The following is a 13,947-nucleotide window of genomic DNA, read 5'->3' on the forward strand; positions in this document are numbered from 1 at the left end:
GGGAGCCTTCCTTCCTGATAAATCGCGTCTGTTTGGTGGCGTCAGGCGCCAATTGGGCGCCAGCGGCGTCCGTCGCGGTGCAAGAGCATAAGGGCTTCTTCGGGGCCGGAACTGCCGACATCATAAGGCACAGGGCGTTTGCCACTTTCTTGCCAATTGGCAATCAACGGGTCTGCCCAGCTCCAGGCAGCTTCGACTTCGTCTCCACGCATGAACAGCGTCTGATCGCCGCGGATCACGTCCATGATCAGCCGCTCGTAGGCGTCCTGCGTGTGCAAATCGGAACCAAGCGCGTCGGCGAATGTCATGTCCATATCGACCTCAGTCAGGCGCATGCCGCCGGGACCGGGTTCTTTGATAGTGGTGCGCAGCGTGATGCCTTCGTCCGGTTGCAGACGGATGATCAGGGCGTTGCCTTTGCGTCCCTCCATCGGATTGGGAAATATCATGTGCGGCGGATCGCGGAAAACCACAGTGATCTCGCTGACGCGGTCGCGAAGGCGTTTGCCGGTGCGCAAATAAAACGGTGTGCCGGCCCACCGCCAGTTGGCTATTTTGAGCTTCATGGCAATAAAGCTCTCGGTGCGGCTGTCGTCGTTTTCTACGTCTTCAAAATAGCTTGGTGCGTCGCGCCCTGCACGATATTGCCCGCGCACGACGTCTTCGCTTTTGACCGGATCGAGCGCTTCGATCACCTTGACCTTTTCGTCGCGCACAGAATTGGAGGCAAATTTGGAAGGCGGCTCCATCGCGGTGAGGCACAAGAGCTGCATTAGGTGGTTTTGCACCATGTCACGCATTGCGCCGGATTGATCGTAGTAGCCGCCACGTCCGCCGACGCCGAGGCTTTCGGCGACGGTGATTTGGACATGGTCGATGTGTGTCGAATTCCACAACGGCTCAAACAAAGAATTGGCAAAGCGCAACGCCATGAGGTTTTGGACGGTTTCTTTGCCCAGATAGTGGTCGATGCGATAGATTTGGTGCTCGGAAAAGTGGCGCAACAAATCCGTGTTCAGGGCTTGGGCTGAGGCGAGGTCGTGCCCGAAGGGCTTTTCCACAACAATGCGACTTTCGGGCGTGGCGACGCCGTGGATGCTGAGCCGTTCAGCGATGGCACCAAAGAGCGATGGTGACACTGACAAATAGAACGTGCGGATCACATCTTCGCGCAAGATACCTTTGAGCGCGTCCCAACCAGTGTCACCCATAGCGTCGATGTGGACATATTCCAGCCGGTCAAGAAAGGCTGTGAGCATGTCGGCAGGACGATGTTCTTCGTCGAGGAATTCGGTGAGGGCCGCGCCAATCACTTTGCGGAATTCGGCGCTGTCAAAGTCGGAGCGGGCGGACCCGATGATGCGCGCGCCTTCGGGCATTTGGCCCGATTTGAAGCGCAGGAACAGGCCCGGCAGGATCTTGCGCCGGGCCAGATCACCCGTCGCGCCGAAGATCACCAGATCGAATGGGGATACCGGGATGACGCGAGCGACCATGTGTTCTTACCCTTTAAGCAATGCGGCGATGCGCCGGCCGGTGTCGAGCATGCGGTTGGAGAACCCCCACTCGTTGTCATACCAGCTTACCACACGCACGAGGCCTTCGTCTGTGACGCTTGTTTGCGCCGGGGCAAAAATAGAAGAATGCGGATCGTGGTTGAAATCGATCGACACGAGCGGCGCGTCTTCATACCCAAGTACGCCCTTGAGGGGGCCTTCGGCGGCGGCTTTCATGGCGGCGTTGATGGCGTCCGTGGATGTGGTTTTCTCTGGTACGATCACCAGATCCACCATCGAAACATTGGCTGTGGGCACACGAATGGCGGAGCCTTCGAGTTTGCCTGCGAGTTCTGGCAGCACCAGAGAGATCGCGCGGGCGGCGCCGGTGGACGTGGGGATCATCGACAATGCCGCGGCGCGGGCGCGGTAAAGATCCTTGTGGTTTGTGTCATGCGTCGGCTGATCCCCGGTATAGGCGTGGATCGTCGTCATGTAGCCGGTTTTGATGCCGACGGTGTCCTTAAGGACCTGCGCGACGGGCGCCAAACAGTTGGTGGTGCAGGATGCGTTGGAGACGATAATGTCATCCGCTGTGAGCGTGTCGTCGTTCACGCCAAACACGATGGTTTTGTCAGCATCTTTGCCCGGCGCGGAAACCAGCACACGTTTCGCGCCGCTTTTCAGGATCAGCTCTGCCTTGTCTTTGGCCGTGAAAATACCAGTACATTCAAAGGCAACATCCACGTCGGACCAAGGCAGTTCTTCGGGGTTGCGGATCGCGGTGAGACGGATCGATTGAGCGCCGACGGTCATGACGTCGCCGTCCAGCGAGACATCGGCGTTCAGGCGGCCGTGTACGCTGTCGTATTTCAGAAGGTGAACGAGGTGGTCGTTGGGGGACAGATCGTTGATCGCCACAACCTCGATATCATTTGCGCCGCTTTCGATCAGGGCCCGCAAAACGCCGCGGCCGATGCGGCCGAAACCGTTGATTGCAATCTTCGTGGTCATCCTAAAACTCCTAACCCGTAGACAAGCGCAAATCGATTGCGCTACCGTTAGCGCTATCGGTATACGCGTCCGAATTAATAATCAAGGGGATTGCGGCACAGTTTCCATCACAAGTTTTAAGCTTGCGGTTTGGGGGCAGGTGTCAGAGCATCGCGCCATGGGGAAAAAGCTTCTTTTGAAAGACATCGCCAATTTGGCTGGTGTGAGCGAAATGACCGCGTCGCGGGCGTTGCGGGGCGCACCGGATGTGTCTGTACGCACACGCGAAAAAGTCGAGCAGATCGCCAAAGACGTTGGGTATGTGCCCAATCGCATCGCGGGCGCGCTGGCGTCTAATAAGGTCAATCTTGTTGGTGTGGTGGTGCCGAGCCTGAATTCGTCGGTGTTCCCTGAGGTTTTGTCCGGTATTTCTTCGAAGCTGAAAGACACGCCGCTTAAGCCGGTGATCGGAGTCACGGCTTATGATTTGGACGAAGAAGAAGAAGTGATCCGCGAGATGCTGAGCTGGCGTCCGGCGGGCATTGTTGTTGCCGGGCTGGAACATACAGACGCCGCGCGCAAAATGATGGCGAATGCGGATTGTCCGGTGGTTGAAGTAATGGATGTCGACGGAGATCCGGTCCGCCATTGTGTGGGCATTTCCCATCTGGCGGCCGGTCGGGCAATGGCGCGGGAAATTCTGGACGCAGGGTATCGGCGGATCGGGTTCATCGGGACAAAGATGCCGCAGGATTTCCGGGCTGAAAAACGTTTGGCCGGTTTTTTGCAAGAACTTGAAAAGGCGGGTGTTTTGCTGGCCGATCAGGAATTGTACTCGGGTGCCTCGTCGATCGAAAACGGGCACCTGCTGACCAAAGACTTGTTGGCGCGGACGCCGGATCTGGAGTGTTTGTATTTCAGCAGCGATGTGATGAGCGTTGGCGCCTATATGCATTGCGTTGCCGCCGGAATCTCGGTGCCGGATCAATTGGCTTTGGCGGGGTTTAATAACTTGAACCTGCTGCGCGGGCTGCCGATAAAGCTTGCAACAACGGACGCGCATCGGCTTGCGATTGGTGAGGCGGCGGCGCAAATTATTCTGGACGCGCCCAACGCCGCGCAATTGGTCCAGTTGGAGCCTCAAGCCATTCGCGGTCAATCGCTCTAGGCGTTTTTACGTGACTCTTTAAGGGCTTGTGCGACCAACGCGGGCAAAGCTGCTGCGTGGCCCAATGGCGGTAGGCGAAGACCGGAAAAGCCGGCTGCGTCGAGGGCTTGTGGGATGTCAAACTTGCAATGCCCCCCTTCGAGGGCGAAAAACGGCAGGCACATGGCACGGTCGCCAAGGTCGCGGGCGGCGTCAAATATGAAGGGGCTTTCTTCGATAAGTCCCTGAACAATATCAATTTCTGGCAGCAACTCAGCGAGAGTACCGGCGAAATTTCGGGTAGATAGCGCGGCCTTGTCACCTTTGGCGGAGCCATGACCTGCGAGCAGGAGGTGCGTTTCGGATTCGGCCCAGTTTTGCGCGCTGAGATGATCTTGGATCAAAGCGGCGGCGAGGGGAGGCAGTTCGGAGTGGAACCCCAGCGGCGGTAAAATGCGCAGGTTCTGCCCCTTCAAGCGCCGCGGCAGGACGCGGCCGACAAACCATCCGTCAGCCATGAACATCGGAAAGACCATTGCACCGTCATTCAAATTAAGCGCTTGATTTTCAAGGGCTTCCGGCTTGGCGATGGTGGCAGATTTTATGGCCCAATCCGGTAGCAAAGCGGCGACTTGCGCCGCAAATTCAGCCAGCCAAAGTTCGGGCGGTTCGGGATCTGAGGGCTGGCCGTGCGCTACGATCAGCGCCTGTTTTGGGGGTGTGGTCATACGTCGAAAGCGGCCGCCAGATCAGCAGGCAGGTCGAATTCCGCAAGCGCGCGGACGCGGGCTTCGGCGGACATTTTGCGTGCAGTCTTGGCAACGATATCGAGAATTTTTTCAGGCGAATGCTTACCGGAAAACGGAGCGAAATACCATTTGATGAAGACAAAACAGATAATGTCCTCAAGGGCTTGCACCTGATCGTTGCGCTTGATGCCTTCTTTGCGCAACATGGCGGAAGCCTCGGCAATCTCATCTTCGCCATATCCGGCCTCGGCCATGAGTTCCCCCACACGTGTGGCATGATGCGCGCCAAGGTCGCGGCGCCATTTCAGATAGCCAGCGCGGCCTTCGGGGAAATCGGCGCGTTTCAGCACCCAGCGCTCGGTGTGCTGACCGCGGGCCGCAATCTGTAACACCTCGGAAGCATTGGGAAAAAGTCGATCACACTCGGCGCTCATGCGTTGACCGTAAAGCAAATCTTCGGGCTGACCTTCGTCCATGCGGTGGTCTTTTGCATTGGCAGCATCAATGGCGGCGAGGACGGTGTCTAACTTGGACATGGGGCGCTCCGGTTGAAAGGTTTGGGGTGAATTTAGAGCGTGACGGAGACGGGCGAAAGGGCTGTCTGCATCGCGTCGGTATTGCCTCGGTAACGCGACGTTGTCGTTTGGCAGCTTTCTGAGCGCGGCGGAGGGCGAGCAGTGGCCGACTTTAGGTTTTTAAATCTGGAGCAACATGGGTTTCGAGCGCGGCCCGCAGAGCATCGAGATCCAGGGGTTTGTAGAGCAGCGGGGCGTTGAGCGCGGCGGCATCGGATTGCACGATGGGGTCACGGTTGGCGGTGATCACCACAGCCGGCAGCGCGCCGTAGGTGGCGCGCAAATCAGCGATCAGGCCAGTGCCGGTTGCGCCGTCGTCCAGCTGATGGTCGGCAAGGATCACGTCCGGGGCGATGTCGATTTCTTGAAGAAGCGCGACCGCCTCAGCATACCCTTCGCAGGCCAGCACATCCGCCCCCCAGTTCTCAAGTGTCATGGATATGGCGTTGCGCAGGTCGGTGTCGTTTTCCACCAACAGCACAATCCGGTGTGTCAGCGGCGTTTCTGCGATGCGGTCTTCTACCGCAGCGACGGACGCATGGCTGGGGGCAGCCAAAGGCAAATCGACAGAGATCCGGGTGCCAGAACCGGGGGTGGATTGCAGCGTTAACGGGTGATCCAGCAGGCGGCAGGCGCGGTCGACAATCGCGAGACCGAGGCCAAGCCCCTCGGCGGGGCTGGCGGCGGCGTTGACGCGGTGAAATTCGTCAAAGACTTTGTCCTGTTGTTCCGGTGGAATGCCGGGGCCAGTGTCGTGGACGGTGACCACGACGCGATTGCGTTGGTGTCTGACGGTCACCGACACGTTGCCTTGATCAGTATAGCGCAAGGCGTTGGAGATCAGGTTTTGCAAAATGCGGCGCAGGTAGGTGGCGTCGGACGTCACATGCGCCGCCTGCGAATTCACATCAAAGCGCAGTCCCTTGACAGCGGCCAGCGGGGCCATTTCATCGTGGAGTTGATGCAGCATCACGTCGATCGGGATTTCGGTGACATGCACCGCGGCGCGGCCTGAATCCAGTCGCGAGATGTCCAGCAATGCGCCAAGGATGTGTTCGACGCTTTGCAAGGCGTTGCTGGCTTTGGAGAGGCGTTCGCGTTGGTCCGCGTCGGTCAGATCGGTGTCAAGCGACGCCATATATAGTTTGGCGGCGGACAGAGGTTGCAGCAGGTCATGACTGGCGGCGGCAACGAAGCGCGACTTGGAAGCATTGGCGCGTTCGGCCTCGGCCAGAGCGGCCTCCAGTTCCAGCGTGCGTTCGGTTACACGCTGCTCCAGTGTTTCATTGACCTGTGAAATTGCGCGTATGGCGGCGCGTTCGGCGGTGATGTCGGTGAAGGAAATCACAAAGCCGCCGTCTGGCATTTGTTGGGCAAAGACCGCAAGAGTGCGGTCCTGACCTATTTCAACCTCGAAGTTGAGCGGCGCACGGCGGCCTTTGCGGGCGGTCCAATGCGGGAGAGCTTCGGCATCTTGCGCAGAGGCAAAGGACACTTTGCGACGGAGTTGGTCAAAGATGGAGCCAAAGGTCTGCCCGACACGGAAGCGGCCGATCTGTATGGAGAGCAGTTCGCTCATGCGGCGGTTCCAGCCCACAAGGCGGGCCTCAGAATCAAAGATGCCAACGCCTTGGTTGAGATGCTCCAGCGTGGCTTTGATCAGCTGAGCCTGATCGTCCTTGAGACGTTCGCGTTCCTGACGTTCCAGCAACATCATGTCGGTCACGTCGGTTTGCAAAACCACAGTGCCGCCGTCGCGCGTGCGATGTTCGCTGACTTGTAGCCAGCGATCGCCTGCCATGCGGGCGTTGAACACCACGTGTTGTTCTTTGTGGCGTGCCATGCGTTGGGCGGCCCATTGCGCGGGGGTCTCGCCGTCGGGCAATTCCAGGTGCGGGCTTTGGGAGACAAGGTGCACGTAGTCACGGAAGGGCAGGCCTGGCTGAAAGCGGGTGTGCACGTCGCGCATGTGTTTGCCGAAGCGCGAGTTGCACATGACGAGGTTTTCGTCGGCGTCAAAAAGAGCAAAGCCTTCTTGTACCGTTTCGATGGCGTTTGCGAGGTTGGCGCGGGCGGCTTCGGCCTCGGCGTTGGCTGTGGCCAGCTGGGCGTTGGAGGAATTGAGCAGGTCCAGCGCGTGTTCGAGTTCGCGGGTGCGGGCGCGGACTTCTTCTTCGAGCATCACGGCGCGCTCGAACTGTGCGTAGGCCATGCCGGAGGTGTCGGGACCTTGTTCGGCGCGGCGCATCAGCGTGTCGACAATGGTGAGCAGTTTCTCGTTTTGCCGCACAAGCGTGTCGGTTGGATTGATCAGCGAATTGGCCATATCAGGCGCTTTCGGGCGGGTAGATCGCGACGCCGGTGAAGGTCTGGTTCACGTGCATCGAGTTGAGCTGTTCGCCGTAGGTGGAGAAGCCGACAACGTTGTGGCGGGCCATGACCTCAGAAAGGCCGGTGGTCATCTGTTTCTGTGTGGCCTCGACCCGGCGCAGCAGGCAATCACAGCCGAGGATCATGTCGGGCGATCTGGCGTTGGATAGGGCGGAGAGTTCGCGGTCCAGATGGGCGACCATGTCTTCGGGTTCAGCCAGCGTCAGCACCATGCCTTCGTCGATGGCAGAGAAGAACACCAGATCGCCATTGTCCGCCACGCGCTGAATGGCGCGGACGTGGGTTTGATCGCCGATGCGCACCACAACGGGGTGGGCCGCAAAGGTGAAGGTCGAGAGTTGTTCCGGGTCTTTGCCGAGAATGCGGGCGTATTCGCGGGCGGCGGGTTCGGCGTTGATGTCGTGCACCAACCGTTTGGCGGGGTCGGCCGCGGTGACAACCATGCGGGCGTCGGTGGGTTGCAGGTGATCGGTTTTAAAGACGCGCACCGGACAATTGGAGCGCACCTGCACAAGGATTGCGGCGTTGTCGTGGATTTGGCCGCCATGGATCAGGTGGGTTTGGTCGAAGTCTTCGCCGTCGCCGGCAGATCCGCCAAAAAGGGGCACAGGGCCGAGGCCGAGCGCGATTTCATTGACCAAAGCGTCTTCGCGCAGCGACAGGCCGTCAACCATCAGAAAGGCAAATTCAGATTGCCAGTCAGGGTGGCTGGTGGCCAGAGCGTTGCGGTTCTGGATCATCTGCGAAATGCGGTCTGAGGCGCGGATGTCGTTGAGGTCGTCAATCAAGAGCGTGCTGGCGGCAAAATGCGCATTAGGGAAGCCGATGGCGACGATTTCACCTTCGGTATAGCCTTCGGCGCCAAGCTCGCCTGCCGTGGTGCAGCCGACCACTTGCGCTGCGCCGAAACGGCCTTGAGCGGACTTCAGAAACGCGGGCAGGGGTGTTTGCGGGGAGAGGAAGAGGATCACCAGCGCCAGCGGGTCGCTTCCGAGCGCGGTCACCAGACGATCTATGGCGTCCGGCGCCTCGCAGGGGGCAAACCCACGACGCACAAGTCCAGCGGCCTCCTCCTTCCGCTGAACAGGGTGGCGGGACTGGTCGGTCACGCCGTCCATTATGTGATCTCCTCCCTTTGGCGGTCTCTCCCCAGGACCGCCCGCGCAGCTTAGGCGCGTGATGTGGCTTAGCGCAAGTACTCGTCGAAGCTGGCTTCTTTGGCGATCAGCACCGCTTGGGTGCGGGAATGAACGCCAAGTTTACGCATGATTGCAGTGACATGGGCTTTGACCGTGGTTTCGGCAATCGACAAGTCAAAAGCGATTTGTTTGTTGAGTTTGCCTTCGCATATCAATTCGAGGATGCGCGACTGTTGCGTGGTCAACGAGGCAAGGCGGGCGACCGCCTCTTGGGTGGCGGTGTCGGCCTCGGTCATATGGTCTTCGGGCACGAAAGTTTCGTTTCGCCCGATGGTTTCAAGCGCGCGGCGGAACATGTCACGTTGGCTGTGTTTGGGCACAAAACCGGCCGCACCTGCAGAGAGCGCGGCATTGATTGTTCGGGCGTCGGCCATGGAGGACACCACAAGGATCGCGGCGCGGGTGGCCTTGCGCAGACGGATCAGCCCGTCAAAGCCGTTGACGTCCGGCAGATTGAGATCAAGCACGACGATGTCTGGTGTGCTGTCGTCAAGTGCGGTCAGAGCCTCTGCCAAGCTGGCGGCGGTGGTGACGATCTCGACTGGCGAGACCGCCTGTAAGGTCATCACCAATGCGTCGCAAAACAGCGGGTGGTCGTCGACCACGAGGGCTGTTTTGAAGCGGTTACGCAACGATTGGCGAGCAAGATCAGGCATTTGGGTCATGTCACAAGAGTTAGGCGGTCAGCCTAACAAAGTGCAAGGCGAATCCAAGGGGGCCAAAGGTCGTAGCGGTCAGGTGGTGTTGGGCGGGAAGACGCGTATGGCGCGACGGGTTCTTGTCTGGTGCGAAAGCTGGGTTAGGGTGGCGTAGGTTGTGTGAGAAAAGGTGCGAGATGGCTCAGTTTTGGAAAATCGGTCTTGTGGCGGCGGCATTGTTTGGCGCGGCGGGTGTGGCAGTGGCGGAGATCCGGGACCTGAGCGGCAGCGTGAGCTATCGCGAGCGGATTGCGATGCCGGAAGGTGCGAGAGTCGAGGTGTCGTTGCAGGATATTTCTCTAGCCGATGCGCCGTCGGTTGAGTTGGCGCGGATTGTGTTGCGTCCTGAGGGCAATGTGCCGGTGGCGTATCGAATGAGTTATGACGATGCGATGGTGCGCGACGCGCACAGCTATGCGGTGCAGGCCAAGATCGTGGTGGACGGCGACGTGTTGTGGCGCACGACATCGGTGTTTCCTGCCTTAACGCGAGGGGCACCGGAGACCGTGGATGTGATGTTGGAGAAGATGCCGATGCAAGAAGCCGCAGAAATGCCAGATGTTTTAACATCATCGGAGTGGCTGGTGGTGGTCCTTGATGGCAAAGAGCTGCAGTCCGAAAGGCTACCGCAGATGCGCTTTGACGCGGATGGGCGCGTGAGCGGCAGCAGTGGGTGCAATCGCTTTACCGGCAGCGTGGACATAAGCGCAGGAGGTTTTGCGTTTGGGCCGTTGGCCAGTACGCGCATGGCGTGCCCCGCGGCATTGGGCGCGCAGGAAACGCAGTTCTTTGCCGCGCTGGAGCGGGTGACAGGATATAACGTGCAAAACGGTGCCGCGTTGGTGGATGCGGATGGTCGCGAGGTTATGCGGTTGATGGCGGAGTGAGCGGCGGTTTGCGTTGACATGTCGCGCCATAAGGCCGCGTTGCGTGCACGTGGTTTTGGCAGCTAGGAAAGGCTCAGAAAAGGGAGCGACACCATGCTGCAATTGAGCCTGATCCTGCATCTGTTTATTGGCGCCACCCTGTCCGGCGTGGCCATCGTGGTTGCATTGGTTGCCGGATTTGGCGGGCTGTGGACCATCCTTGGAGCCGCCGTCGCAGGCTTTCTGATCGCCTTTCCGATCAGCTGGGTCATCGCCAAACGGATTTACGACGCAGAGTGAGACAGCCATGCCTCGACCGAGGCGACAAATTCGCGCGGCTTTTCCGCGTGCAGCCAGTGGCCCGCGCCAGTGATTTTGGCGAAACGGGCCTTGGGAAATTTTTCGCGGATCGTTGGGCGGTGTTCGGGTGCCACATAGTCCGAATTTGCGCCGGACAGAAACAAGGTTGGACCCTCGAACCGACCTGAGATGTCCGGAAAAGAAAGAATCTTCGGCATCTCGGTGTCCAGCACATCAAGATTTAGACGCCAGCGCTGTTCTTTGACATCCAGCGATTGTGTGAAGAAGCTTTGTAATGTGGTGTCAGGAATATGAGCGGCCAATTGTGCCGAAGCATCGGCCCGTTTTGTGACTTTGGTGAGATCAACCGACCGCATGGCTTGGATGTTTTGGTTCTGATCGTGGCCGTAGGTCACTGGGGCGATGTCAGCCACGATCAGGCGGTTGACGAGATCAGGGCGGGTGAGCGCAAGAACCATGGCTGCCTTGCCGCCCATTGAATGCCCGCACACGTCCATGCGTCCGCCAAAATGCGTGATGACCTCAGCCAGATCGGCGGCCATATCTTCGTAGGTGTGACTGTCAAACCATGGCGAGTTGCCATGGTTGCGCTGATCCACGGCGATCACGCGGCGGTTTGGCGACAGCCGTTTGGCAATCGCGCCCCAGTTGCGGCCAGAACCAAACAGGCCATGCACAATCAGGAGCGGCGGTTCGTTGGTGTTGGCGGGACCGTGGTCAATAACATTCAGCATACGGCAATGAATAGTGCGCAATGGTGCGGGGTTCCAGAGTTGAGTGTGACGCGGCAAGGCCTTAAACAGGCGGGATGATGGATGCAGAGACTCTTGATCAAGAAACGCGCGCTGTGCTGGCTTTGGCAAAGGCCAAGTTCGGCGTGCGCAGCAAGTCATTGACCAAAGCGATGAAAAAGATCGGGCGACGGGTTCCGAACTGGCTGCACAAAGAGGCCGCAGTGATCGAGGAGGCCCGCGGGTTGATCGGCCATCCCAAGCTGGCGCGTCAGATGGATGACGCGCGGGTGCGAAAAGCGTTTGAGTCGATCTCGGCGCATCTGAAAACCGTGGATCGGCGTGAGCGCCGTGTTGACCGGATACTGGATGTGCTCGGCTCGCTGAGCTTTAACCTGATTGTGTTGACGGCGCTGGTGATCCTGTTTCTGCGCTGGCAGGGCTATATTTAGGGGCGCCTGTGGTCGCGCATGAGCGCATCGCGGAAGACCACTGTGACCGTGGTGAAACTGACATAAAGCAAGAGATACCAGCTGCCCATTTTGGCGAGGCTGACCCAGTCGTTGGCGGATTGGCCGTGATAGAGCCAAACCTTGGTGGCAGTGCCAATGTTTTCAGCGAGCCACAGGAAGATGCTGGAGAGAAATGCTGCGAGTGGCAGTGGCATCCAATACCAGTTTGCGCCGATGCGGAAGTAAATGCGGGTCTTGAGAAAGAGCAGAACGGTGGCCGCAAACAATGCCAGCCGGATGTCCGGCAGGAAGTGATGCGCGAAGAAGTTGGCATAGATCGCGCAGGCCAGCAGCATGGTTGCCCAGAAAGGCGGATAGGGTGTGAAGCGCATGTCAAACAGCCGGATAGCACGGGCCATGAACGAGCCGACAGACGCGTACATGAACCCTGAATACAGCGGCACGTTCCAGAGTTTGATCAGCCCGTCACCGGGATAGGCCCAGCTGCCGGCGTTGACCTTGAAGATCTCCATCGCGGTGCCGGTGAGGTGGAAAAGAAGGATCACGCGGGCCTCGCGCCAGCTTTCCATGCGCAGGGACAGGAACAAAACCTGCAAAGCGATGGCGTAAATCAGCAGGGCGTCGTAACGCGCGATCGACCAATCCGGTTGCCAGATGCGATTGGTTGCGATCATGCCCAGGAGCAGCGCACCACCAAACAGACCCGCCCAAAGCATCTTGAGGCAGAACATCACAAGTTCTGTGAGTGCTGTAGGCAGGCGCGCGCGCATCCAGTCGCCTAGGGCGCGTTCCAGCAGGCGGGTGTTTGACAGCGTGCGGGTCATTATGCGGGGGCGGGCTCGGGGGTTTTGTCGCAGGACCACAAGATGTCACGCACGCCAATAAAACGGCTCATGCGCTCCAACTCGGCGTCGAGTTTTGCGGCACGGGCGTCGGTCCATTTCACGCCGCCTTCGGCCCAGAGACGGGTGATGGAAAGCGTACCTTTTTTGCGGTCGGCTTTTGCTTCCAAGCGTCCCACGAAACGGTCCCCTTCCAGAAGCGGATAGACGTAGTAGCCCCAGATGCGTTTGGCGGCGGGCACAAAGATTTCAATGCGATAGTCCATGCCAAAAAGACGGGACAGCCGGTCGCGATCGCGGATCACCGGATCGAAAGGGTTGAGAATGCGCAGGCGCGATGTTGGCGCGGGCGTGTCTGCGATACGGTCAGCGATTTCGGGCGGGGCCAGCATCGGCAACCATTGGCGGTTGGCGGTTTGTACCTCGACCTCGATCAGGTTCGAGTTGGCCACCCAATCTTTGACGTCGGCGGTGTCTACGGCCTCCCAAAACCGTTTGATGTCGCCAGTTGTGGCAAAGCCAAGACGGGCGACGGCCTCGGTGCAAAGCCAGTCTTGCTGCGTGGCCGCTGGCATATCGGCGTCGCGGATGTGGTCGGGAATGACCCTGTCAGGCAGGTTGTAGAACTTTTTGAAGTTCTGGCGATAGCAGGTGGCCAAGTCACCCGCGTACCACATGTAATCCAGCGCCTGTTTGTGCGGCGGGCGCGACCACATTTCCTTGGGGCCTTCGATTTTTGTGTCAAAGGCCTCGGTCGAAAGGGCCCCTTCGGCGGCGATGCGGCCTTTGATCTCGTCCAGATCCACCTTGGACAGCGCGGTTTTGAACCAGCCTTTGGCGTCCATACGGTCTTTGCGGCGGCTAAATTGCGCGCGCCAGTAGGGATAGGTTTCGATTGGTAAAACGCTAGCGTCATGGGTGAAATGTTCAAAAACCGCGCGATCTTCGGCCAAGAGTTTGTCCAGCATCGGCTCGCGGTAGTTTTGGTTGCGCGACCAAAGAATATGGTGATGCGCGCGCGACAGAACTTGAATGCTGTCGAGCTGAACAAAGCCGAGCTTTTGGATTGTGGCCAGCGGGTCAGCGGGGCCTGTAGGGGTTTCAGAAAGACCTTGATTGGAGAGCCACAAGCGGCGCGCGTCGCGGTTGAAAATTCGATAAACCATCGCGGCACGCTAGCGCGGTGTTTGGAACAAAGAAAGAGCAATTTTGCCGTGAAAGAGAGGTGTTATGAGGCGGGGCGCGTGGGGTGCATGAGCCAACTTGTCGGCAAAAAAAAGGGAACACTTCGGCAAAGAGATGCCGGTCGCCGTCGCGCAGATGATGCTAGGCTTTTTCTTGGCCGCGATTTTGTTAAGACCGCCCAACAGGCCAGCACCAGTTCGCAACTATGTGCGGTGCCTATGTCCAAAATAATGACATTCAAAGTGAAAGAAGTCTGCTGTGGGAGCCATCGCGTGGTGCCT

Annotated in this window: 14 protein-coding genes; 4 read left to right on the plus strand and 10 right to left on the minus strand. The window is 58.9% G+C overall.

Going from position 1 to position 13,947, the window contains the following annotated elements; genetic code table 11:
- Positions 1-41 precede the first annotated feature (41 nt).
- Together zwf and gap are read right to left on the minus strand one after the other, a co-directional pair.
- Positions 42-1,496: a glucose-6-phosphate dehydrogenase gene (zwf, locus tag PG871_RS06965; RefSeq protein ID WP_270727632.1), complete on the minus strand. Its 1,455-nt coding sequence runs from the start codon at positions 1,494-1,496 to the stop codon at positions 42-44.
- A gap of 6 nt (positions 1,497-1,502) precedes the next feature.
- Positions 1,503-2,510: a type I glyceraldehyde-3-phosphate dehydrogenase gene (gene gap, locus PG871_RS06970; protein ID WP_270727633.1), complete on the minus strand. Its 1,008-nt coding sequence runs from the start codon at positions 2,508-2,510 to the stop codon at positions 1,503-1,505.
- Between the two features lie 157 nt (positions 2,511-2,667).
- Between gap and PG871_RS06975 the strand changes: the two genes are divergently transcribed.
- Positions 2,668-3,657 (plus strand): LacI family DNA-binding transcriptional regulator, encoded by a 990-nt coding sequence (locus tag PG871_RS06975; protein ID WP_270727636.1) that lies wholly within the window; start codon positions 2,668-2,670, stop codon positions 3,655-3,657.
- On the opposite strand, the gene PG871_RS06980 is transcribed toward PG871_RS06975, so the two are convergent.
- The 5 genes from PG871_RS06980 to PG871_RS07000 all read right to left on the minus strand — a co-directional run bounded on the left by PG871_RS06980 (position 3,654) and on the right by PG871_RS07000 (position 9,206).
- Positions 3,654-4,364, minus strand: coding sequence for a CbiX/SirB N-terminal domain-containing protein (locus tag PG871_RS06980; RefSeq protein ID WP_270727641.1), 711 nt, complete (start codon positions 4,362-4,364; stop codon positions 3,654-3,656). The genes PG871_RS06975 and PG871_RS06980 overlap by 4 nt on opposite strands.
- A complete protein-coding gene (locus tag PG871_RS06985) occupies positions 4,361-4,921 on the minus strand; it encodes a DUF4202 domain-containing protein (RefSeq protein ID WP_270727643.1) in 561 nt (186 codons plus the stop codon). Before PG871_RS06985 ends, PG871_RS06980 begins: the two co-directional genes overlap by 4 nt.
- Positions 4,922-5,072: 151 nt before the next feature.
- Positions 5,073-7,286 (minus strand): hybrid sensor histidine kinase/response regulator, encoded by a 2,214-nt coding sequence (locus PG871_RS06990; protein ID WP_270727645.1) that lies wholly within the window; start codon positions 7,284-7,286, stop codon positions 5,073-5,075.
- A 1-nt stretch (position 7,287) separates the two neighbouring features.
- Entirely contained in the window at positions 7,288-8,469 is a 1,182-nt protein-coding gene (locus tag PG871_RS06995; RefSeq protein ID WP_270727648.1) for an FIST N-terminal domain-containing protein, read from the minus strand.
- A 68-nt stretch (positions 8,470-8,537) separates the two neighbouring features.
- Entirely contained in the window at positions 8,538-9,206 is a 669-nt protein-coding gene (locus tag PG871_RS07000; RefSeq protein WP_270727651.1) for a response regulator transcription factor, read from the minus strand.
- Between the two features lie 179 nt (positions 9,207-9,385).
- On the opposite strand from PG871_RS07000, the gene PG871_RS07005 reads away from it, so the two are divergent.
- Together PG871_RS07005 and PG871_RS07010 are read left to right on the plus strand one after the other, a co-directional pair.
- Positions 9,386-10,135, plus strand: a complete 750-nt coding sequence (locus PG871_RS07005) for a YbaY family lipoprotein (RefSeq protein ID WP_270727652.1) — start codon at positions 9,386-9,388, stop codon at positions 10,133-10,135.
- 93 nt (positions 10,136-10,228) lie between these two features.
- Positions 10,229-10,414 (plus strand): CTP synthetase, encoded by a 186-nt coding sequence (locus PG871_RS07010; protein WP_270727655.1) that lies wholly within the window; start codon positions 10,229-10,231, stop codon positions 10,412-10,414.
- Here PG871_RS07010 and PG871_RS07015 read toward each other — a convergent pair.
- Positions 10,399-11,169: an alpha/beta fold hydrolase gene (locus PG871_RS07015; protein ID WP_270727657.1), complete on the minus strand. Its 771-nt coding sequence runs from the start codon at positions 11,167-11,169 to the stop codon at positions 10,399-10,401. The two genes, PG871_RS07010 and PG871_RS07015, sit on opposite strands and share 16 nt — an antisense overlap.
- A 74-nt stretch (positions 11,170-11,243) precedes the next feature.
- Between PG871_RS07015 and PG871_RS07020 the strand changes: the two genes are divergently transcribed.
- Positions 11,244-11,618, plus strand: coding sequence for a hypothetical protein (locus PG871_RS07020; protein WP_270727659.1), 375 nt, complete (start codon positions 11,244-11,246; stop codon positions 11,616-11,618).
- Here the strand turns inward: PG871_RS07020 and PG871_RS07025 are convergent.
- Positions 11,615-12,463, minus strand: coding sequence for a DUF817 domain-containing protein (locus PG871_RS07025; protein WP_270727661.1), 849 nt, complete (start codon positions 12,461-12,463; stop codon positions 11,615-11,617). The two genes, PG871_RS07020 and PG871_RS07025, sit on opposite strands and share 4 nt — an antisense overlap.
- Positions 12,463-13,647 (minus strand): winged helix-turn-helix domain-containing protein, encoded by a 1,185-nt coding sequence (locus PG871_RS07030; protein ID WP_270727663.1) that lies wholly within the window; start codon positions 13,645-13,647, stop codon positions 12,463-12,465. The genes PG871_RS07025 and PG871_RS07030 overlap by 1 nt, the downstream gene beginning before the upstream one ends.
- Positions 13,648-13,947 lie beyond the last annotated feature (300 nt).

Source organism: Shimia sp. Alg240-R146, assembly GCF_947331465.1.
Classification (GTDB): domain Bacteria; phylum Pseudomonadota; class Alphaproteobacteria; order Rhodobacterales; family Rhodobacteraceae; genus Shimia.

Coding starts and splice junctions, on each gene's coding strand:
- zwf (WP_270727632.1), bottom strand. CDS start 1,496: ATGGTCGCTCGCGTCATCCCGGTATCCCCATTCGATCTGGTGATCTTC.
- gap (WP_270727633.1), bottom strand. CDS start 2,510: ATGACCACGAAGATTGCAATCAACGGTTTCGGCCGCATCGGCCGCGGC.
- PG871_RS06975 (WP_270727636.1), top strand. CDS start 2,668: ATGGGGAAAAAGCTTCTTTTGAAAGACATCGCCAATTTGGCTGGTGTG.
- PG871_RS06980 (WP_270727641.1), bottom strand. CDS start 4,364: ATGACCACACCCCCAAAACAGGCGCTGATCGTAGCGCACGGCCAGCCC.
- PG871_RS06985 (WP_270727643.1), bottom strand. CDS start 4,921: ATGTCCAAGTTAGACACCGTCCTCGCCGCCATTGATGCTGCCAATGCA.
- PG871_RS06990 (WP_270727645.1), bottom strand. CDS start 7,286: ATGGCCAATTCGCTGATCAATCCAACCGACACGCTTGTGCGGCAAAAC.
- PG871_RS06995 (WP_270727648.1), bottom strand. CDS start 8,469: ATGGACGGCGTGACCGACCAGTCCCGCCACCCTGTTCAGCGGAAGGAG.
- PG871_RS07000 (WP_270727651.1), bottom strand. CDS start 9,206: ATGCCTGATCTTGCTCGCCAATCGTTGCGTAACCGCTTCAAAACAGCC.
- PG871_RS07005 (WP_270727652.1), top strand. CDS start 9,386: ATGGCTCAGTTTTGGAAAATCGGTCTTGTGGCGGCGGCATTGTTTGGC.
- PG871_RS07010 (WP_270727655.1), top strand. CDS start 10,229: ATGCTGCAATTGAGCCTGATCCTGCATCTGTTTATTGGCGCCACCCTG.
- PG871_RS07015 (WP_270727657.1), bottom strand. CDS start 11,169: ATGCTGAATGTTATTGACCACGGTCCCGCCAACACCAACGAACCGCCG.
- PG871_RS07020 (WP_270727659.1), top strand. CDS start 11,244: ATGATGGATGCAGAGACTCTTGATCAAGAAACGCGCGCTGTGCTGGCT.
- PG871_RS07025 (WP_270727661.1), bottom strand. CDS start 12,463: ATGACCCGCACGCTGTCAAACACCCGCCTGCTGGAACGCGCCCTAGGC.
- PG871_RS07030 (WP_270727663.1), bottom strand. CDS start 13,647: ATGGTTTATCGAATTTTCAACCGCGACGCGCGCCGCTTGTGGCTCTCC.